This is a genomic window from Paenibacillus sp. fava2, from assembly GCF_058313675.1.
The window spans coordinates 4,685,907-4,706,023 of record NZ_CM177755.1 but is presented as its reverse complement, the minus strand read 5'-3'; the positions used below and the strand labels follow the sequence as shown (position 1 = coordinate 4,706,023).

Annotated in this window: 19 protein-coding genes; 14 read left to right on the top strand and 5 right to left on the bottom strand. The window is 52.7% G+C overall.

The features are described 5' to 3' along the window. Positions 1 to 23 precede the first annotated feature (23 nt). Positions 24 to 293 carry an ACT domain-containing protein gene (locus tag AC4G46_RS20655; RefSeq protein WP_068726290.1) on the bottom strand — a complete coding sequence of 90 codons (270 nt, stop codon included), beginning with the start codon at positions 291 to 293 and terminating at the stop codon, positions 24 to 26. Positions 294 to 521: 228 nt separating this feature from the next. Here AC4G46_RS20655 and AC4G46_RS20650 point away from each other — a divergent pair, with 228 nt between their 5' ends. The 5 genes from AC4G46_RS20650 (at position 522) to AC4G46_RS20630 (ending at position 7,571) form a co-directional block, all read left to right on the top strand. Beyond that, positions 522 to 2,156: a GGDEF domain-containing response regulator gene (locus AC4G46_RS20650; RefSeq protein WP_491124365.1), complete on the top strand. Its 1,635-nt coding sequence runs from the start codon at positions 522 to 524 to the stop codon at positions 2,154 to 2,156. Positions 2,157 to 2,195: 39 nt separating this feature from the next. Further along, complete coding sequence (locus AC4G46_RS20645) at positions 2,196 to 2,576, top strand: response regulator (RefSeq protein WP_491124364.1); 381 nt, start codon at positions 2,196 to 2,198, stop codon at positions 2,574 to 2,576. Continuing rightward, positions 2,554 to 5,823, top strand: coding sequence for an ATP-binding protein (locus AC4G46_RS20640; RefSeq protein WP_491124363.1), 3,270 nt, complete (start codon positions 2,554 to 2,556; stop codon positions 5,821 to 5,823). Before AC4G46_RS20645 ends, AC4G46_RS20640 begins: the two co-directional genes overlap by 23 nt. Before the next feature lie 230 nt (positions 5,824 to 6,053). Then, positions 6,054 to 7,028, top strand: coding sequence for an aldo/keto reductase (locus AC4G46_RS20635; protein ID WP_491124362.1), 975 nt, complete (start codon positions 6,054 to 6,056; stop codon positions 7,026 to 7,028). 153 nt (positions 7,029 to 7,181) lie between these two features. Beyond that, positions 7,182 to 7,571, top strand: coding sequence for a hypothetical protein (locus tag AC4G46_RS20630; RefSeq protein WP_491124361.1), 390 nt, complete (start codon positions 7,182 to 7,184; stop codon positions 7,569 to 7,571). Here AC4G46_RS20630 and AC4G46_RS20625 read toward each other — a convergent pair. Then, positions 7,516 to 8,415 (bottom strand): IS3 family transposase, encoded by a 900-nt coding sequence (locus AC4G46_RS20625; protein ID WP_491124360.1) that lies wholly within the window; start codon positions 8,413 to 8,415, stop codon positions 7,516 to 7,518. The two genes, AC4G46_RS20630 and AC4G46_RS20625, sit on opposite strands and share 56 nt — an antisense overlap. A 38-nt stretch (positions 8,416 to 8,453) precedes the next feature. Further along, positions 8,454 to 8,768 (bottom strand): helix-turn-helix domain-containing protein, encoded by a 315-nt coding sequence (locus AC4G46_RS20620; RefSeq protein WP_491124359.1) that lies wholly within the window; start codon positions 8,766 to 8,768, stop codon positions 8,454 to 8,456. 69 nt (positions 8,769 to 8,837) lie between these two features. On the opposite strand from AC4G46_RS20620, the gene AC4G46_RS20615 reads away from it, so the two are divergent. After that, positions 8,838 to 9,485: a hypothetical protein gene (locus AC4G46_RS20615; RefSeq protein ID WP_491124358.1), complete on the top strand. Its 648-nt coding sequence runs from the start codon at positions 8,838 to 8,840 to the stop codon at positions 9,483 to 9,485. Beyond that, positions 9,486 to 9,647 (top strand): hypothetical protein, encoded by a 162-nt coding sequence (locus AC4G46_RS20610; protein ID WP_491124357.1) that lies wholly within the window; start codon positions 9,486 to 9,488, stop codon positions 9,645 to 9,647. Here the strand turns inward: AC4G46_RS20610 and AC4G46_RS20605 are convergent. Continuing rightward, positions 9,644 to 10,330, bottom strand: a complete 687-nt coding sequence (locus tag AC4G46_RS20605) for a DUF421 domain-containing protein (protein ID WP_491124356.1) — start codon at positions 10,328 to 10,330, stop codon at positions 9,644 to 9,646. The genes AC4G46_RS20610 and AC4G46_RS20605 overlap by 4 nt on opposite strands. Positions 10,331 to 10,530: 200 nt before the next feature. Between AC4G46_RS20605 and lspA the strand changes: the two genes are divergently transcribed. Continuing rightward, a complete protein-coding gene (lspA, locus tag AC4G46_RS20600; protein WP_491124355.1) occupies positions 10,531 to 11,007 on the top strand; it encodes a signal peptidase II in 477 nt (158 codons plus the stop codon). Between the two features lie 91 nt (positions 11,008 to 11,098). On the opposite strand, the gene AC4G46_RS20595 is transcribed toward lspA, so the two are convergent. Then, on the bottom strand, positions 11,099 to 11,713 hold the full coding sequence (locus tag AC4G46_RS20595) for a PadR family transcriptional regulator (RefSeq protein ID WP_491124354.1): 615 nt from the start codon (positions 11,711 to 11,713) through the stop codon (positions 11,099 to 11,101). A gap of 99 nt (positions 11,714 to 11,812) precedes the next feature. Here AC4G46_RS20595 and AC4G46_RS20590 point away from each other — a divergent pair, with 99 nt between their 5' ends. From AC4G46_RS20590 to AC4G46_RS20565, 6 genes are all read left to right on the top strand, one after another. Next, positions 11,813 to 13,306 (top strand): MDR family MFS transporter, encoded by a 1,494-nt coding sequence (locus tag AC4G46_RS20590; protein WP_491124353.1) that lies wholly within the window; start codon positions 11,813 to 11,815, stop codon positions 13,304 to 13,306. 225 nt (positions 13,307 to 13,531) lie between these two features. Then, positions 13,532 to 15,388, top strand: a complete 1,857-nt coding sequence (locus AC4G46_RS20585) for an assimilatory sulfite reductase (NADPH) flavoprotein subunit (protein WP_491128940.1) — start codon at positions 13,532 to 13,534, stop codon at positions 15,386 to 15,388. Positions 15,389 to 15,423: 35 nt separating this feature from the next. Then, positions 15,424 to 17,148, top strand: a complete 1,725-nt coding sequence (gene cysI, locus AC4G46_RS20580; protein ID WP_491124352.1) for an assimilatory sulfite reductase (NADPH) hemoprotein subunit — start codon at positions 15,424 to 15,426, stop codon at positions 17,146 to 17,148. A 209-nt stretch (positions 17,149 to 17,357) separates the two neighbouring features. After that, on the top strand, positions 17,358 to 18,113 hold the full coding sequence (gene map / locus AC4G46_RS20575; protein ID WP_491124351.1) for a type I methionyl aminopeptidase: 756 nt from the start codon (positions 17,358 to 17,360) through the stop codon (positions 18,111 to 18,113). Between the two features lie 157 nt (positions 18,114 to 18,270). Next, a complete protein-coding gene (locus AC4G46_RS20570; protein ID WP_491124350.1) occupies positions 18,271 to 19,707 on the top strand; it encodes a SpoIIE family protein phosphatase in 1,437 nt (478 codons plus the stop codon). Positions 19,708 to 19,723: 16 nt separating this feature from the next. Then, positions 19,724 to 20,116 carry an ATP-binding protein gene (locus AC4G46_RS20565; RefSeq protein ID WP_491124349.1) on the top strand — a complete coding sequence of 131 codons (393 nt, stop codon included), beginning with the start codon at positions 19,724 to 19,726 and terminating at the stop codon, positions 20,114 to 20,116. The last annotated feature ends 1 nt before the right edge of the window (position 20,117 follow it).

The window sequence follows — 20,117 nt, the reverse complement described above, 5'->3', positions numbered from 1 at the left end:
ATTGTCTTCGTCTCCTTTGGCTGCTAGATGCGGTGCATAATGTTGAAGATATCCTCATGCTGGAGCTTGATCTCTACCCCGATATCCTCACCAACCTGCTGCAGGTCCAGGACGATCTCCTCAAAAGACTTGCTCGGCGCAGAAATGTCGACAATCATCATCATGTTAAAATAGTCCTGAACAATCGTCTGGGAAATATCCAGAATGTTCAGATTGTGCTCAGCAAGGTATGTACAGACTCTGGCGATAATTCCTACTTTGTCTTTTCCCAGTACAGTAATAATTCCCTTCAATGAAAAAGCCTCCTATTTTATACTAGTCTATTCATCGCCGCATTAACGGGATGAACCGTTTTAATTATTATCACAAATGCCGGCACACCTATCAACCAAAGGTTTTTTGTCGGTTTGATTACATTTTTGATCTTGACGCAGTTATTCTTTAGAATAGTGTTGACAGTATATGAAAAAAATGATGAACTGATAGTTTGACAGTTCGACAGTATGTTCAAAGGAGTAATCATGACAACGAGAAAATATAAAGAGCTGGTGGAGCAGCGGACGAGGCAGACTCTGGAAACGTGGTCAGGGCAGCAGTCAGTCGGAGAGCGGGAGATTTACCGTTTTTTGCATAATCTGAAGGGAACCGCAGGCACGGTCGGTTTGGACCGGGTAGAACGCTTTGCGGGCAGCACGCTGCTGTATTTCTCGGATCACAGTGATAAAGTCTGGCTGGAGGCGGAATGGCGCGAGGTTTTATATCCTTTGCTCGGACTGTTCGGCGGCGACGAGTCAACCGGTGCGGTGCCGGATCCCGTTCATGATATCAGCCTTTCTATCGGCGTAAGCCAGCAGAAGTATGAAATTCTGCTGATAGATGACGATGTGGAGCTTGTTGCCTTTTTAAGAGAATCCCTGGAAGGCCATTCCTATTATGTGAATATAGCTATGTCTGCCGAGCGCGGGCTTAAGCTGTTCTATGAGAGCCGGCCGGATATGATTCTGCTGGACATTCTGCTGCCGGACCAGAGCGGAATAGATGTGCTGCACCAGATAATCGGGAAGGCTACACAAGAACGGATTCCGATCATTATCATCAGCGGCGAGCATTCCAAGGACATCCAGTTGTACGCGTATTCATTGGGTGTGATGGATTATGTATCTAAGCCGGTGGATATCGACCTGTTCCTGGTGCTGATCAAGAACCGCTTTGAGCTGAAAAAAGAATGGCAGAAGTCGATTATTATAGATGAGCTGACCGGCGCCTATAACCGCAAGTTCTTTAATCAGACGATGAAGCAGCTGATTTCTGACTTCCGGCGGACGGAGCGGACTTTTTCCCTGGCCCTGCTTGATCTGGATCATTTCAAGCAGATTAATGATACGTACGGTCATCTGATAGGGGACGAGGTGCTTCAGACTTTTTCCGAGCTGGTGCGGGGCTCTATTCGTGTAGAGGACACCTTCTGCCGCTATGGCGGTGAGGAGTTTGCGCTGTTTATGCCTAATACACCGGCCGCTTCCGCGCTTACAGTAATTGAACGGATCCAGAGACAGTTCGCTGATATGGAGTTTCAGGCCAAGCAAGAGCTGTTCCATGTCACCTTCTCGGGCGGAATTACAGAGATCCGGGCTTCCAGGGATAATCCTGAGGAGCTGATCGAGGATGCGGACCAGGCATTGTATGCCAGCAAGCATGCGGGAAGAAACCAGACAACCCTGTATGATGATTACCTGCCGGTAGGCAAGGCGGAGAAAGTGCTGAAGGTCATTATGGTTGATGATGATGCGCTGATCCGCAAAATTGTTGTCAAGCAGTTCATGGACTGGGAACCCGTAAATATCTCTAGGGTTGAGGTAAGCTGCTACGAAAGCGGAGTGAAATTTCTACAATCCGGCTGGTATTCTGCCGATGATAAATATATCGTCCTGCTGGACGGCATCATGCCGGAGCTGGACGGGCTGGAGGTGCTGGAGCAGCTCCGCAGCAGCTATCCGGAGGAAAACCTCCTAGTGGTCATGCTTACAGGCCGCAATGATCAGCAGGATATTATTCATGCGCTGCAGATGGGGGCGGATGATTATATCATCAAGCCGTTTCACCTGCCCGAGCTGCTGATGCGGGTCGAGCGGCTGGTACACAGATTTTTATTTTAGGCAAAGCAGCGGCTGTGCAAATTGAAAGGTGAGAGAAAGATGCAAAAGGTACTAATTGTCGATGATGAAGATGTTTTGCGCATGCTGATTGAGGACACGCTTGAGGATCTTGAGGAGGTTGAGCTTCACACAGCCGAGAACGGGCGTGAGGCGATGAACAAGCTGACAATGAACGAATTCGATCTGGTCATCCTGGATTACATGATGCCGGAGCTGACCGGAATCGAAGTGCTGGGCCTGCTTAGTGAAGAGGTGAAGGCGGCTACCCCGATCCTGATGCTTACTGCCAAAGCACAGGAGGGTGACCGGAATATTGCCAGAGAAGCGGGTGCCCGCTATTTCATGCCTAAGCCGTTCAGCCCGATGGAACTTCTACAGATTGTGGAGGGGATTCTGGGTGATCAGAAGAAGCATCAGTAACATGAGTATCAAAAAGAAATATTTCCACATCATTGCCGGTCTGATTACAGTGGTTCTACTGACGGGAATTGGCCTTTATATATATATACATGCCGAACAGACTCGCCTGAATCATAACCAGGAAGTGCTGCAGAACAAGGCGGATACCATTAATGAGCTGGCGGTTACGCTGAACGATGTATTTTTCCGGGTCAGAGGTTACAGTGTGCTCAAGAGCAGCAATGAGCTTCAACTGGCTTACGATTCGCTGGAGAAGCTCAGAGGCGTGCTTGAGGATTATTCCGCGCTGAAGCTTTCCCCTGAGGAAGCCAGCTTCAAGGAGCATCTGGCCACATTTGTTGACCAGTACCAGAATGTGACCCTGCCTAAGGCAATTGGCTTCGTCGAGCAGGATAATTATACAAGCCTGCGTGCACTGGCGGCTGAAGGCAATACCCAGGCGGTGAATGAATTTCTGACGTATACCAAGCAGTACAACTTGCGTTCTGACAAGCTGCTGAGTGATATGGTCGACCATTCCCTGAAGCGGGCCAACGAATTCACGCTGCTCGCTTTCGGCCTCAGCTCGCTGCTGCTGCTGCTTTTCACACTGATGATCTGGAGGATTCTCAAAATCCTCATTGATCCGATTGTCAGGCTGGAGGAGGCTACCAATTCGCTTGCTGCCGGAGAAGCGGTAATGATCGGCAAGCTTCATAAGCAGGATGAGATCGGCCGGCTCTATGAGGCCTTCCTTAATATGGCTCACAGCATTCAGGATAAAGAGGAAGAGCTGATGATGCAGAATGAGGAGCTCCATGCCCAGCAGGATGAGCTTCAGGACCAGCAGTTCAGGCTGGAACGCTCGCTCGGCGAAATCGAGAGCATGATGAAGGCGCTGGACCAGTCGTCCGCTGTGGCCATCCTTTCACCTAAAGGGATTTTTACGTATGCCAATGGGAATATGAGTGAATATACAGGCTACAAAAATCCTGAGCTGATCGGTTTCACCTTCCGGCTGCTTGATCTGAAGAATATGGAAGCTGCCCGGATGCAGCAGATTGTCAGCAAGCTGAGCACAGGCGGCGTATGGAGCGATGAGGTTCAAATGGGCATGAAGAACGGTACACCGGTCTGGCTGCACATGACCATTATGCCTTATCTGAATGATGAGGGGCAGGTCTACCAGTACATTCTGATAGCCAATAATATTACCTCCATGAAAAATGTCCAGCAGAAGCTGGCGGAGACGCTCGAAAATACGGAGCAGACCAAAACCATGCTGGAGCGCAGCAATCAGCTGAATCATGACATTACCTATACACTCGATAAACAGGAATTTGCTGAGAAATTCATCGAGTTCATGAACCGCCAGTATGCCTTTGATTCCAGTGTGTTCTTCCTGGTAAAGGACCAGATTACGGTGGTCCGGGGAGTTCCCCAGGAGAATGTTGACCGCTATCTGGGCAGTGAGAGCGGCAATATGCTCTACCGTATGCAGACGGAGAAATCTTATATAACCAGACGGCCTGCTACGTTGCGGGAGCAGGGGATCGCGCCGGAGCCGGTGCTCTCCTACGATTATTACTCCACTGTTGTAAATGCCGAGGACGAGGTGATTGCCGTATTCTGCGGTACCCGGATCGGACATTCCTTCAACGAGGAAGAAATTAACGAAATCCAGGGCATGATGAACCGGGTGGGCCTGGCCATCGAGCGGCTGTTCATGTATGAGGAAATCGAGCACGGCCGCAAGCTGAACCGCGATATTGTAAATAATGTAAACGAGGGAATTCAGTTTGTCCAGATGGACGGCGGCATGCTGCAGATGAACCAGGCACTTGCGCTGTTGTTTGACTATCATGAATGGTTCGAAGGCGACCTAATCCCGCTGGAACGCTGGAGCGGGCATTTCACACGGATGGCCAATGAATCGGAAGAGCTGGAGCAGTTCTACCAAAAGGCAATGTCCGAGCATTTTATTGAATCCAGCTCCATGAAGTATTCCATCGGTAAAGATCCGCTGAAGCATGTGGATATGTATGCCATACCGGTATTCCGCCGGGAGATGCGCTTCGGGACACTGTTCGTCCACCGTGACATCACCCGCGAATACGAGCTTGATCTGATGAAGTCTGAGCTGGTCAGCACAGTCAGCCATGAGCTGCGGACCCCGCTGTCGAGCGTGTTGGGCTTCACCGAGCTGCTGCTGTCCAAGACAATGAAGCCTGAGAAGCAGCTGAAATATCTGGAGACCATTCACCGGGAAGCCCAGCGGCTGACCGATCTGATCAATGATTTTCTTGACCTGCAGCGGATGGAGTCAGGCACCCAGCAGTATAACCAGCAGCCGCTTAATCTCAGCGAGCTTGTCATGGGCGTTATTGACCAATATAAGGTTGGCGGCACTCATACTTTACTGTTTGAGGACGAGGCCCACAACGCCGAGGTTGAGGTGGACCGGGATAAAATTGTTCAGGTGATGACCAATCTGCTCAGCAATGCGATCAAGTTTTCCCCGGGAGCCAGTGAGATTAAGGTTTCCCTGCACAATGAGGCGGAGCGGATTATCGTGCAGATTCAGGATCACGGTCTGGGCATTCCGAAGAACCAGATCGGACAGCTGTTCCAGAAATTCAGACGCGTTGACAACAGCGCCTCCAAACGGATCGGCGGAACTGGTCTGGGCCTTGCGATCTGCAAAGAAATTATCGAGAAGCAGAAAGGCTCCATCGGCATCGAGTCGGAGGAAGGCGAAGGCTCGACTGTATGGTTCAGCCTGCCGGTCCTTCATTCATCAGGCAGCCGTCATGAAGACGAGCCGGTGAAGCCGAGTCCCGACAAGGATCAGAAGCCGAACGTAATGATTGTAGAGGATGATTACAGCCTGTCCCTGCTGCTCTCTGAGGAGCTGAAGGGCAAGGGCTTCCGCGTAACCCACCATTATCATCCGCTGCAGGCTTTTGAACAGGCGCTCAAGACACCGTTTGTAGCCATCGTTGTGGATCTGATGCTGGGAGAGGAGCTGGACGGCTGGGATTTGATCCGGATGCTGAAGAACGACGAACGCACGGAGCATGTTCCGATTGTCATTTCTTCCGCGCTGGATAAGACGGACAAGAACATGATGGACAACGTGGAGAAATATCTGACTAAGCCATACCCGCCGAATGAGCTGACCGGCACTCTGCAGGAGATTGTGAACATCAGGCAGGGAACCGGGGAAGTGCTGTTTCCGGACTGCGAGCATACAGGCGAACAGGAGTAACCAATGAATGCCGGCAAGCTCCGGTTTCCTTGCAGAACGGACGTTATCCTATACTTGGATAACGTCCGTTTTTTATGTTTTCGGGGTCACCGCAAAGTACCTGAGTCAGCCTCCATGAAAGGTCTCAGTTTGTGGGGTTAATAAAAAGCTTGCCTTATAGTGGACTCTAAGGGGTATAGTGGGAAATGTATTGCGGACAACCATTAAGGGATTAAAGGGAGGAAATACGAGTGAAGTACAGTTATTTGGGTAAATCAGGCCTTAAGGTCAGCCAGCTCTGTCTCGGCACGATGAATTTTGGCCCGGAAACCGAAGAGAAGGATGCTTTCCGGATTATGGATGCCGCGCTGGATGCGGGAATTAACTTTTTTGATACGGCCAACGTTTACGGGGGCCAGGAACGCCGCGGCTGGACGGAAGAAATTATCGGCCGATGGTTCAAGCAGGGAGGCGGACGGCGGGAGAAGGTCGTGCTGGCGACCAAAGTGTACGGCGACATGTTCGATGAGCATGACGGGCCTAATTCCGGCGCAGGCTTGTCAGCCTATAAAATCAAACGTCATCTGGACGGCTCGCTGAAGCGTCTGCAGACCGATCATATTGAGCTGTACCAAATGCATCACGTGGACCGGAATGTATCCTGGGATGAGCTGTGGGGCGCATTCGAGAATGCCATTAGCCAGGGGAAAATAGATTATATCGGCTCCAGCAACTTCGCCGGCTGGCATATTGCAGCTGCCCAGGCCCAGGCCAAAGCGCGCAATTTCCTCGGCCTTGTCTCGGAACAGCACCTGTACAATCTGCTGGAACGGACGCCGGAGCTTGAGGTTCTGCCTGCTTCGCAGGAGCTGGGCCTTGGCGTTATTCCGTGGAGTCCGCTGGCCGGAGGGCTGCTGGGCCGCAACGCGCTCGCTAAGAGCGGCGTACGCAGCGCCCGTTCAGCCAAGCTGGAGCAGAACCGCAGCAAGCTGGAGCAGTTCTCCGCACTCTGCAAAGAGCTGGGCGAGCATGAGGATCAGGTTGCCCTGGCCTGGGTGCTGGCTAACCCGGCGGTTACGGCCCCGATTATCGGGCCGAGAACGATCCAGCAGTTTGAGGACTCATTGCGTGTTACCGAAATCGAGCTGGATGAGGATACCCTGAAGAAGCTGGATGAGATTTTCCCGGGTCCGGGCCGTCCGGCGCCTGAGGCTTACGCGTGGTAACCAGCAGGTTATCATTGGCTATTGGAATAATCTAGACTGGCTACTGAACAATCCTGCGGCCAATTGATTTGTCCGGGTGCAGTGCAACAATAGTTGTGAACAGCAAAGCAGCGGTTTCCTGTAAATAGGAGGCCGCTGCTTTGTGTTGATGTCGTGCAGTGCCAAGCAGACAGGAAGGGCAGTTTCTTTGGCGCTCCGGGATGCACAAATGCCTCTGAATTCGCCGAAAGCGGGCGCGAGGCGAAAATGAGAGGCACAAATGCCTCTGAATTCGCCGAAAGCGGGCGGGAGGCGAAAATGAGAGGCACAAATGCCTCTGAATTCGCCGAATGCGGGCGCGAGGCGAAAATGAGAGGCAAAAATGCCTCTGAATTCGCCGAATGCGGGCGGGAGGCGGAAATGAGAGGCAAAAGTGCCTCTGAATCGGTGCGACCCCCTAAATCCGGAGTCTCCTATTTAAAATCGACTCTTGTCGTAGACTTACTCTTTATTTCGCCTTTTTCCTCGGCCAGAAGAAGGCGGATCGGTCTTCTAGGCTCATGACCCACTCTGAAAATTTGGCCGGTGGCATTCTGCGAAGACTGGTATGCATTCTGCGGTTGTTGTAGAAGTCCATGTACCCGTCTACGGCTTCATAGGCGTCTTCAAACGTTGCGAATTCTTCCTTGCCAAATAGATCTCTCTCCATGTTGCTGTGGAACGATTCAATAAAAGCATTGAGATCCGGCGTTCGAGGCGGAATCCGTTCGTGTGTAATCTCCCAACCTTCGCACATATCTCCAAAAAGGTGGCTCACGAACTGTGGTCCATTGTCGGTTCGTATCACTGGGCGTTCGCTGTGATTCGTACAGTGAGAGTCCATCGCTCTCCAAAGCGTCTGGCAGACATGCTTCGCCTCACACGACGATCCTCTGTAGTAGCCGACGATGACACGGGTGAATACATCGATAATGCTAAGGACGAAGACATGCCTGTCGCGACCCGCGACGTAACCATATTTAATGTCCATCTGCCAGAGCTGGTTACATCCGGTGATGACTCGGTTCTCTGGCAGCTTCCGGGGATGCTTGAAGCGCTTCTGACGTTGTGGCTGCAGGATATCTAGTGCCTTACACAGCCGGTAGCTCTTCTTATGGTTCAGCTTTAACCTGTACTGATTCCACAAGCATTCCGCAAGCAGCTTGTACCCGTACACGTGCTCTTCTCCAGAAATCAATTCCAGAAGCCACTCTTGAATTTGCTCGTCGCTAATCTTCTCCCCTGACTCCGTAAGGGAATAACCCGGTACAGGTCTCCCGCGCCCACCTTGAGCTGCTTGCGGGGACTGCAACTTGCGCTTGATGTGGTCATAGTATGTGGACTCCGCCAGCCCAATGATACGCAGCACCAGGACTGCTGAATTCCCCTGCTTAATGAACCGCTCGGCTACCTTGATTTTCTCGGATAAGCAGGGGTTGGCTTTTTTAGCAGTTCACGTAGAATCTCGATCTCCAGATCTTTTTCTCCAAGCATTTTGACGGCCTTCTCGTATTTCTGCTCGACCTCAAGAAGGCGCTTCAGCTCTTCTGCCTGCTCCTGGGGATAGGGATGCTCTTGTTCGCCATGCTGTTCCCGATAATCCCTTACCCACTGATTCACCGTACCCGGGGTAACACCATATTTTCTAGCAACAACCGCTGCCTTAATGCCAGACAAGACCTCCTGTGCAGCCTTCTCTCTCTGTTCGGACATTTTTCCCATTGTGCTCATCCTCCTCATGTATAAAGTCTACATTTTTGTGGGGGAGGACTCCAACTATATTAGGGGGCTGTGGAGGAATTCGCTGAAAGCGGGCAAAATGCGAAAATGAGAGGCACAAATGCCTCTGAATTCGCCGAAATCGGGCGGGAGGCGGAAATGAGAGGCACAAATGCCTCTGAATTCGCCAAAATCGTGCGCGAGGCGGAAATGAGAGGCACAAATGCCTCTGAATTCGCCGAAAGCGGGCGAGAGGCGAAAATGAGAGGCAAAAATGCCTCGGAAATCGCTGAAAGCAGGCGCGAAGCGAAAATGAGAGGCACAAATGCCTCTGAATTCGCCGAATGCGGGCGGGAGGCGAAAATGAGAGGCACAAATGCCTCTGAATTCGCCAAAATCGGGCGGGAGGCGGAAATGAGAGGCACAAATGCCTCTGAATTCGCCGAAAGCGGGCAGGAGGCGGAAATGAGAGGCACAAATGCCTCTGAATTCGCCGAAAGCGGGCAGGAGGCGGAAATGAGAGGCACAAATGCCTCTGAATTCGCCGAAAGCGGGCAGGAGGCGGAAATGAGAGGAAAAAATCCCTCTGAATTCGCCGAAAGCGGGCCGGAGGCGGAAATGAGAGGCACAAATGCCTCTGAATTCGCCGAAAGCGGGCAGGAGGCGGAAATGAGAGGCACAAATGCCTCTGAATTCGCCGAAAGCGGGCGGGAGGCGTAAATGAGAGGCACAAATGCCTCTGAATTCGCCGAAAGCGGGCCGGAGGCGGAAATGAGAGGCACAAATGCCTCTGAATTCGCCGAAAGTGGGCGGGAGGCGGAAATGAGAGGCACAAATGCCTCTGAAACCGCCCAAACCCTACCCTTTCGCCCATTAGCTTAGTGTGAGACCGAGGAGATGACAGCCAGCTCGCCCTCTTCTGTAATTTCGGCATAAACTACCGACTGTGGTCCAGTGTATCCCAGCTTGCGGAGCTCCTTGGCCAGCCATTCTTCGTCATGTCCGAGACTGCCGAGGGTGTCCCGCTGTATGATTCCGTCCTCGATGATGCTCACCGGCAGGACGGATTCCGGAACGGGAACGAGCAGGTCCTCGCGGGTCGCCGGTTCATATTGCGCTTTCTTGAGGATGCTCAAAGAGCCGTTTGTCTCATAGATGGCATACGCGACCTCGCTGACAGAGAAGGTATCCTTAGACCGCAGCATCATTCGCAGCTGCTCGAAATCCAGATTGTTTTTTCGCAGCTTGCCCATATCAATTTTTCCGTCGCGGATCAAAATCTCCGGTTCTCCTTCCAGCGGCTTGCGCAGCTTCGGGAGGTGGAGTGTAATTTTTTCAAAAGTAATTGACAGCAAGGTCCAGATTGCCAGTGTAAACAGCAGCATCGGGATGGTATGTTCTTTTTCATAAATGGTGTCCCCGACAAGATCGCCCAGAATAACCGCCGAAATGAAGTCGAACGGGGTCAGGGCGGAGATTTCCTTTTTTCCGAGCAGCCGGGTCATTGCCCATAGTCCCATAAAGCCTGCAATCAGTTTAATGAGGATCAGTCCGTATTCTTCCATGTGGTGCCCGCCTCCAGTCGGTCAATCTGTCTAAGAGTGTTTAACCAATACAGATTTCCTCGTAACAGCTGCTTGCTCTGCGTGTCCGGGAACCTCTTGCTAAACATGGCAAAGATGAAAACAGCAGCCGGCATGTGTTAAGCTGAAGGTATAAACGGTGCAGATGAACCATAAGGCAGAGAAAAAGGAGGCGCTGGTTTTTGCTCTTTTATGTGATTGCAATACTGGTATTTGCGGCAGACCAGGCTGCCAAGTGGATCGTACGGACGAACATGCAGCTTGGGGAAACTGTACCGTTCTGGGAAGGGCATCTGACGTTTTCTTACTACGAGAACAGCGGCGCTGCCTTTAGCTCATTTCAGGGATACGGCAAATATTTTGCCATTGTGGCCGTGATTTTTGTGGCGGCAGTATTCTATTACCGGCGTAAGGGAGAATTGCGGGGGCCGCTACTCGAAGCTGCCAGCGGTTTTCTGGTCGGCGGGGCTGCAGGCAACGGGATTGACCGGGTTCTGTACCATCAGGTCACTGATTTTCTCATTTTCGGTGATGGAGGGGGCATTCTGAATCTGGCTGATCTTGCGATCAATGCCGGAACGCTGCTGTTCATCCTTCACCTGATTGTGGAACAAGTGAAAAGCAGCCTGCATAAGCGGAAACAGATGAACGAGAGCTAAGGGTGTTCAAAATAAAAAGTCTGTCCGTCAAGTCATTGAGATGACTTGACGGACAGACTTTTTTGAGATTACATCCTGACTGTTCCATGACCTATCCGGCCGGCGGCGGACTGTTCCGCTCCAGCTCACCTATGGCCCACTCGCAGAACTCTATGGAGGATTTCATGGCCATCACCCGCTTCTGCAGCAGCAGGTAACGCCCGAAGGTGGTTGCCTTCAGCTCACGGGTCTCCCCGCGCTCATCGCGGAGCGCCTCATTGGCCTTGATCAGCAGATTGTACCGCTGGAGCTCACTGCGGTTAAACTCCATACGCTGCAGCAGCAGTGCCTTGGCTTCGTCCGGCTCGGTGAGCCAGAGGCTGTACAGCTTGAAATGCAGCTCATCCCGCAGGACGGCCGGTTCTGCAGGCAGCCTGACCCATTCCTGCAGAACGGAGATGCCTTCTTCCGTAATCGTATATATTTTTTTATCCGGCTTGTCGGACTGCTCAATCCGTTCATGGCGGATGAAGCCCTTTTCCTCCATGCTTTGCAGCAGGGGATAGATCTGGCTGTGACCCGCCCTCCACAGGGGTTTGATGCCTTGCGTAAGTTCATAGCCCGTCAGCGGATTTGCGGTAAGCAGCGCAAGCAGCCCGTAAGACAGTGTATTCATGGCTGTAGTGTCCTCCAGTCTTTGATAATCCGAGATTACTGCAAATAGCACCTATATGTCAGTATTGACATAACTATTCTCTGATTATAACATTAATAAAGTCAAGTTACATATGTAAAAGTAGACATATAGATGGGGAGGGGAACATTCTTGGAAGCTGCAGTTAAAGGTAAAATTCATTTCTGGCCGGTTATGACCGCCATTTTTTTCGGGAATTTTCTCTCTGTGCTAAGCACTACAACGATAAATATCGCCGTGCCGATCCTCATGGATCATTTCCAGACCGGGCTGCACACGATGCAGTGGATGGTTACCGGCTTCATGCTCGCTACTGGTGTTACGGCCCCGCTCGCCGGATACTTGGGCGGCCGTTTCAGTTATAAACGCCTGTATACGTTCGCGTTATCGGGCTTTACCGTATTTTCACTGTTGTGTGCACTTTCCTGGAATCCTGCAATTCTGATCGTGTTCCGCATGCTGCAGGGCTCCTGCAGCGGACTGATTATGGCCTGTACGATGACCATTATCTTTCAGGTCATTCCGCAGGAGCGCCGGCCTTTTGCCGTCAGCCTCTGGTCGCTGTCGGCCATGGTGGCTCCGGCCATCGGTCCTACCTTCAGCGGCTGGCTGCTCCAGTTCGCCAGCTGGCACTGGCTGTTCTTGATCAACCTGCCTGTCGGAGTGGCGGCGGTCATTCTGACCCAGCTGCTGATTCCTTATTACCGGATGAATGTTCCCAAGTCGTTTGATGTACCGGGACTGTTTACGGTGGTATTGGGCAGCTTGTCCCTGCTGGGAGCATTCAGCCAGGGCGGCAGCTGGGGATGGACTTCCTGGAAGACACTTTCGATGATCGCGCTTGGAATTGTACTGCTCATCCTGTTTGTTCTGCGGGAGCTGAAGACGGAAGTGCCCCTGCTTAACCTGCGTGTGCTGAAAAACCGGAGGTTCACGGTGATGCTCAGCATTTACAGCATTGTTACTGTAGCCATGTATGCGGGCACCTATCTGACACCGCTGTTTTTGCAGACGGCCGAAGGGGCCAGCACGCTCAAAACAGGTCTGATCCTGCTCCCGTCATCAGTACTGCTGGCCCTGCTGAGCCCGGTGGTCGGCAAGCTCTACCCGCGTTTCGGGCCGGTAAAGCTGATTTCTGCCGGCATCGCCTGCATCTTTGCCGGACTGTTTCTGATGAGCAGGCTCCATGTGGGTATCGCCCATACCTTCATTTTGTGGGCGATGGTCGTGCGGAACCTGGGAATCGGGCTGGCGAATGTTCCGAGCAGCACGGCATCGATGGAGGAAATACCGGCAGAATGGTCGGGACATGCAACCTCGATTAACAACTGGATACGTAATGTGCTCAGCTCACTCGCAATTGCAGTGTTTACCTCGCTGCTGTCGAACAGGCAGGCTGTACATGCAGCGGAGCTGGCCGGATCGGGTGTGACGGCAGGCAGCGGAGATATCGGGCTTCAATCGTTTACCATGGGCGTCAATGACGTGTTTGTGATTGCTGCGCTTCTGGTGCTGCTAGGATTTCCGCTGATGCTGCTTGTCCGCCGCAAAAGGGAGAATATCCCGGCTGAAGGGCTTCTTGAAGGTCCCGGAACGCTCAAAAGGGAATCTGCTGCAAAATTGTAATATCAGATTATCTAATGCAAGTTATCATTAATAATAATGAAGCGGCCCAAATCGGAGTGTTTTACTCTGATTTAAGCCGCTTTTCGTCATTATATTGGATAAAATGACAATAATGCCAATTTTAAGTCATGATCAGACGCGTTGATCGTTTCTGATAATTATGATAGCCTGAGTTCAAGATGTTAGAAGAGAAGAAGATTTTACGTTAAGGAGAGGTCCATATTGGTGCAACTACAAGTTACGAACAGCCCGTTTAACGAGAGTCAGGCCGAGCTTCTGAACCGGCTGCTGCCGACATTGACAGAGTCGCAGCAAATCTGGCTCGGCGGATATTTGTCCGCCATGTCCCTGCGGGGAGCCGGGGCTGCGCCGGCAGCCGGTGAGCAGCCGGCGCCTGCTGCAGCCGCCCAGGGCGCATTGCCTGCCGCAGCTGCACCTCCATTATCCCGTGAGGTGACTGTACTGTTCGGCTCGCAGACCGGCAACTGCCAGCGGCTGGCGGCAAGCCTGTCCCGCAAGCTTGAGGAGCAGGGCTTCAAGGTGACTGTATCTGCTATGAACGCCTTCAAGCCAAATACGCTCAAGAAGGTCGAGAACCTGCTGATCCTGGTCAGTACACACGGGGAAGGCGAGCCGCCGGACAATGCCCGGGCTTTCCATGAATTTCTGCACAGCAAAAGAGCACCGCAGCTGGAGTCGCTGCGCTTCTCCGTTCTGGGACTGGGAGATACCTCGTACGAGTTCTTCTGCCAGACCGGCAAAGACTTTGACCAGCGGCTGGAACAGCTCGGCGGCCAGCGCCTGAGCCCGCGGATTGATTGCGATCTCGATTATGATGAACCGGTCGCAGACTGGTTCGAGCAGGTGCTTGGCGCTTTGAACGGCCCGCAGAATGCACCGCAGCTCGCTGACCAGGCGGTAGCGGCAGCCGAGAAGGCTGATGAGCCGCAATCACCATATTCCCGCAATCATCCTTTTTATGCTGAAGTGCTGGAGAATCTGAATTTGAACGGACGCGGATCAGACCGCGAGACCCGGCATCTGGAGCTGTCGCTTGCCGGCTCAGGGCTGAACTTTGAGCCTGGGGATTCCCTCGGGGTCTATCCGGAGAATCATCCCCTGCTGGTAGCAGATATTATTACTGCAGCAGGCTGGAATCCGGACGAAACCGTTCCTTTTAATAAGAAGGGTGAAGAAGGCACACTGCGCGAAGCGCTGCTGCGCCATTACGAAATTACGGTACTGACCAAACCGCTGCTGGAACAGGCGGCTAAGCTGTCTGCCGCACCGGGTCTGCAGGCACTGCTGGCACCGGAAGCGCAGCAGGAGCTGAAGTCCTATATCCAGGGCCGCGATCTGCTGGATCTGATTACGGATTTCGGACCATGGAATGTTCCGGCCAGCAGCTTTGTATCCATATTGCGCAAGCTGCCGGCAAGATTGTATTCCATCTCCAGCAGCTATAACGCGAATCCGGAAGAGGTTCACTTTACTGTCCGTGCGGTGCGCTATGAATCGCATGGTCGCGAGCGCTACGGCGTCTGCTCGGTGCATTGCGCCGAACGGGTCCAGCCGGGAGACACGCTGCCGGTGTATATCCAGAGTAATCCGAACTTCAAGCTCCCGGCGAATCCGGATGTGCCGGTAATCATGATCGGGCCGGGCACAGGCGTTGCACCTTTCCGTTCCTTCCTTGAAGAACGCGGTGAGCAAGGTGCAGGCGGCAAGACCTGGCTGTTCTACGGTGACCGCCATTTCGTGACCGATTTCCTCTACCAGACAGACTGGCAGCGGATGCTGAAGGAAGGCGTACTGAACAAGCTGGATGTAGCGTTCTCGCGTGATACGGAGGAGAAGGTATATGTGCAGCACCGCGTTCTTGAGCACAGCAAAGAACTGTATAGCTGGCTTCAGGAAGGCGCGCATGTGTATGTATGCGGCGACGAGAAGCATATGGCGCATGATGTTCATGCGGCACTCCTGACCGTTATTCAGGAAGAAGCCGGCCTCAGCCCTGAAGGTGCGGCAGCGTATCTGGAGAACCTGCAGCAGGAACAGCGCTATCAGCGCGATGTATATTAAGGACAGCGGATGGCCCCGGAAGGAGAAGATTAATAGTGGCAAACAATGAATCAGCGGTGAAGCCGATCGGCGGACCGCCTAGCGATGTTGAGCATATTAAGCTGGAGAGTAACTATCTGCGCGGCGCCCTCGAATCGACGCTGCAGAACCCGATTACCGGAGGACTGCCGGAGGATGATAACCGGCTGCTGAAATTCCACGGCAGCTACATGCAGGATGACCGGGATTTGCGTGCAGAACGCGAGCGTTCCAAGCTGGAGCCGGCCTTTCAGTTCATGCTGCGGGTAGTAGCACCGGGTGGCGTGGCCTCGGCAGCGCAGTGGCTGGTAATGGATAAGCTGGCCCACCAGTACGGCAACGGTACACTGCGTCTCACGACCCGGCAGGCTTTTCAGATGCACGGCGTGCTTAAATGGAACCTCAAAAAGACAATCAGAACCATTAACGATACACTCATGACTACACTGGCGGCCTGCGGAGATGTCAACCGCAACGTAATGAGCAGCCCGAACCCGTACCAGTCCGAGGTGCATTCCGAGGTCTATGAATGGGCCCGCAAGCTCAGCGACCACCTCGCACCGCGGACTCCGGCCTACCACGAAATCTGGCTGGCCGGGGAAAAGGTAGTGGACAGCAAGGCGGATGTAGAAGTTGAGCCTATTTACGGGCCGGTCTATCTGCCGCGCAAATTCAAGATCGGCCTGGCGGTTCCGCCTTCCAATGATGTCGATGTATTTTCCCAGGACCTGGGCCTCATCGCAATTCTAGAAGACGGCAAGCTGGCCGGATTTAACGTTACTGTCGGCGGCGGGATGGGGATGACGCACGGTGATACCAATACCTATCCGCAGCTTGGCCGGGTAATCGGTTTCGTCCGTCCGGAGCAGATCATTGAGGTTGCCGAGAAGACCGTTACGATTCAGCGGGATTACGGGAACCGTTCTGTCCGTAAAAATGCCCGGTTCAAATATACAATTGACCGCCACGGGCTGGAATGGTTCAGAGGAGAGCTTCACCACAGGCTGGGCTGGGAGCTGGAAGCGGCCCGGACCTACCATTTCGACCATAACGGCGACCGTTACGGCTGGGTGAAAGGCTACGACGGCAAATGGAACCTGACCCTCTATATCCAGAGCGGACGGATTCAGGATCAGGAAGGCTATCTGCTGATGACCGGACTGCGCGAGATTGCCAAGATTCACACCGGCGATTTCCGGCTTACCCCGAACCAGAATCTGATTATTGGCGGCGTCAGCAGCGCGAAGAAACGCCGGATCGCCGAGCTGGCCAAACAATACGGCCTGACCGACGGTGCACATCACTCCGCCCTGCGGCGCAGCGCAATGTCCTGTGTGGCGCTGCCGACCTGCGGTCTCGCAATGGCGGAAGCAGAGCGCTATCTTCCGCATCTGCTCGATAAGCTGGAGCCGATTATCGACAAGGCCGGCCTGCGAGACGAGGAAATTGTCATCCGGATGACAGGCTGTCCTAACGGCTGTGCCCGTCCGGCACTCGGAGAGATCTCCTTTATCGGCAAATCACCGGGCAAATACAACATGTATTTGGGCGCCGGCTTCAGCGGCGACCGTCTGAACAAGCTCTATAAGGAAAATATCGGTGAGCAGGAAATTCTGGAGACACTGGAGCCGATGATTCACCGCTATGCGAATGAACGGATCAGCGGCGAGCATTTCGGTGATTTCGTCATCCGCAGCGGATACGTAGCTGCTGTAACCTCCGGACTTAACTTTCATGACTGATTGCCTGCATTCGAACGGACCTGTTCTCCAAAGGGAACAGGTCCGTTTTTGTCCGGCGTTTTATGAAAAAACAGGAAGATCGTCAGCAATCACAGATTAAATTTGGATTTTCGGCGGTTTTCTTACATAATATATAGAGTGAAGTGTCAAAAACATATTCAAGAGCCATTATAGTGAGTAATGCGTTCTGTACAGAAGAGGCGATTCAGATGATTATCATGAAGACAATGGAAGAGATCGAAAAAATGCGGGCTGCCGGCCAAATTCTGGCCGAATGCCACCGGCAGATTGCCGGAATGATACAGCCGGGTATTACTACCTGGGAAATTGACGAGTTTGCCGAGAAGTTCATCCTGTCACAGGGAGCCACTCCGGAGCAAAAAGGCTACCACGGCTATCCTTATGCAACCTGTGCTTCTGTGAACGATGTGATCTGCCACGGCTTCCCCAAGAAGGAGCCGCTGAAGGACGGAGATATTGTTACGATTGATATGGTCGTTAACCTGAACGGCTGGCTGGCGGATTCGGCCTGGTCCTACGGCGTAGGCAACATTAGTGTGGAGGCGCAGAAGCTTCTCGATACGACTAAGGAATCGCTGTTCAAAGGAATTGAGCAGGCGGTGGCCGGCAACCGTGTTGGTGATGTGGCTCACGCCATCCAGACCTATGCCGAGTCGAACGGCTTCTCGGTAGTCCGTGATTTCATCGGTCACGGTATCGGCTCAGAGATGCATGAAAAGCCCGATGTGCCTTCCTACGGTCCGGCCGGCAAAGGCCCGCGCTTGAAAGAAGGCATGGTATTTACCATCGAGCCGATGCTGAATACCGGAAGCTACCGGACCAAGGTTGATGCTGACGGGTGGACTGCCCGGACCATTGACGGCGGACTTTCTGCTCAATATGAGCATACCCTGGCCATTACGCCGCAAGGAACAATCATTCTTACCCAGCTGCCCTATCAATAATCCATATATTCCCGCAGAAACGGTTGCCCCTTTAAAGGACGGTGCAACCGTTTTTGCTTGTTTCCATGACTAAATGTGTCGAAATTCACGGCAGCCAGGCGTGAAAATGAATATAATAGGATGAATTTAAGGCAAATGGGAATAGAGGATCACTTTTATGGCAGCAGACAAGCAGTGCAAAAATCAGCTGGCAGCGCCCAGCGCAGCCCAGTGTATGGATCATTACGGGTGTATTTATGAGAACAACCATCTGATTACGCTGATGGTGGATCCGGCTGACGGCAGGATCGTGGATGCGAACCGGGCAGCCTGTGCTTTTTACGGCTACCGGCTGCGTGATTTCAGGAAGCTGCTGATCACAGATCTGAGTGCGGAGCAGGATGCGGGCATTGGTACCGGCAGATTTCTGGCCAGTGCACTGCCCGGAGGGGAGTATCGCGGAAATCAGGTCTTTCATGACCAACACCGCCTGGCCTCCGGTCAGCATATTGATGTGGAGATTCACACCGGAACTATGCGGATGCTCGGGAGGGACTGTATTTATACAGTTATCCATGATATCAGCGAAAGGGTGCGCTCGGAGAAGCGCCTGCGTGAGAGTGAAGAACGCTACCGGGATCTGGTTGAGCTGTGCCCGGAGGCGATTCTGGTATACAGCGGCGGCACTATTCTGTTCGCCAACCAGCGGACAGAGAAGATGTTCGGTATACAGAAGGACGAGCTGCTTGGCAGGAGTATTGATGATTTTTTTATCGAGGAGCCGCTGAGCAGTTCGGAATACAACAAGCTGAAGGCGATGACAGGCATCAAGGACAGCTTCCGGATCGAGCAGCGCTTTATTAGGCGGCATGACCAACGGGTATACGACCTGGATATTTCCGGGGTGCCTGTTATTTACAACGAGAACGCAGCGCTGCAGCTGGTATGCCGTGATATTACGCAGAAGAAAAAGGAGATTGAGCGGGCTGTCCGGCTTCAGGAGCAGCGGCATGCGGTAGGCTTTCCCCTCGAAGGGAGGGCTGTTCTGGAAAAGCTGTATGTGCCGGCAAATACGCTCAGTGGAGACTTTTTTATTTTTCACAAAATCAATGAGTCTGAGGTGCTCGGCATTATCGGTGATGTAGCCGGCAAAGGGATATCTGCAGCGCTCAGTATTTCCGCCCTGCGTGTAATGTTTATGGACAGCCTTCACAGCGGGCTTGCGCCAGTGGACATTCTGCAGGATTTGAACCGCAAAGCAATGGAGCACATGGGTGAGGATTACATTGCCGGCTGCTGCTTCCATCTTGATTTTGGCAGAAGGATTCTGAAGGCGGCTGCAGCAGGGATCAATGAGTTCATGTATGTGCCTTGCGGCGCAGACGGAATGAAAATTACTGTAAGAGGCACCCCTCTGGGAATGTTCGGGAGCAGTGAATTTGAACAGACGGCCATAGCTTTTCAGGCAGGCGACCGCTTTTGCTTCTATAGTGACGGTATGGAGCTGCTGTTTGACGGCGATGAGCTCTGCCGGGAATACGACTATTTAAAGGGTAAGATTACAGGATCGGTGCTGCAGGATGACTGCACATGGCTGAATCTGCATATTACGTAAGCCAAGGAAGTGGACTATGGAAACTGTACAAAAGGAAGTCATGTTCTGCGGTTTGGGAAATCATCAGGTCATCATCGAGGACATTATCCAGGATCTTGAGCTGGAGCCGTATGCGTTTGATATCCGTCTGATTCTGATGGAAGCAGTGACCAACGCCTACTATCACGGCAATCTCAGCGATTGTACGAAACCGATCACCATCCGTTATCTCCTGTGCGGCGGGCTGCTCAACCTGCAGGTTGAGGACTCCGGGGACGGGGAGCGCGATCTGCTGATTCCGCAGGAAATCGGCGACGGGGAGCTGCTGGAGGATGGAGGGAGAGGGCTGTATCTGATCCGCTGCTTCTCGGACAGTGTGGAGATGATCCGTAATACGATGTTTATCAGCAAAAATGTATGTGCTCACTAAA

What these genes read in the sequence shown, in the direction of transcription:
- AC4G46_RS20650 (WP_491124365.1), top strand. Translation starts at nt 522, where the DNA reads ATGACAACGAGAAAATATAAAGAGCTGGTGGAGCAGCGGACGAGGCAG.
- AC4G46_RS20645 (WP_491124364.1), top strand. Translation starts at nt 2,196, where the DNA reads ATGCAAAAGGTACTAATTGTCGATGATGAAGATGTTTTGCGCATGCTG.
- AC4G46_RS20620 (WP_491124359.1), bottom strand. Translation starts at nt 8,768, where the DNA reads ATGGGAAAAATGTCCGAACAGAGAGAGAAGGCTGCACAGGAGGTCTTG.
- AC4G46_RS20610 (WP_491124357.1), top strand. Translation starts at nt 9,486, where the DNA reads ATGAGAGGCACAAATGCCTCTGAATTCGCCGAAAGCGGGCCGGAGGCG.
- AC4G46_RS20605 (WP_491124356.1), bottom strand. Translation starts at nt 10,330, where the DNA reads ATGGAAGAATACGGACTGATCCTCATTAAACTGATTGCAGGCTTTATG.
- map (WP_491124351.1), top strand. Translation starts at nt 17,358, where the DNA reads ATGATTATCATGAAGACAATGGAAGAGATCGAAAAAATGCGGGCTGCC.
- AC4G46_RS20570 (WP_491124350.1), top strand. Translation starts at nt 18,271, where the DNA reads ATGGCAGCAGACAAGCAGTGCAAAAATCAGCTGGCAGCGCCCAGCGCA.
- AC4G46_RS20565 (WP_491124349.1), top strand. Translation starts at nt 19,724, where the DNA reads ATGGAAACTGTACAAAAGGAAGTCATGTTCTGCGGTTTGGGAAATCAT.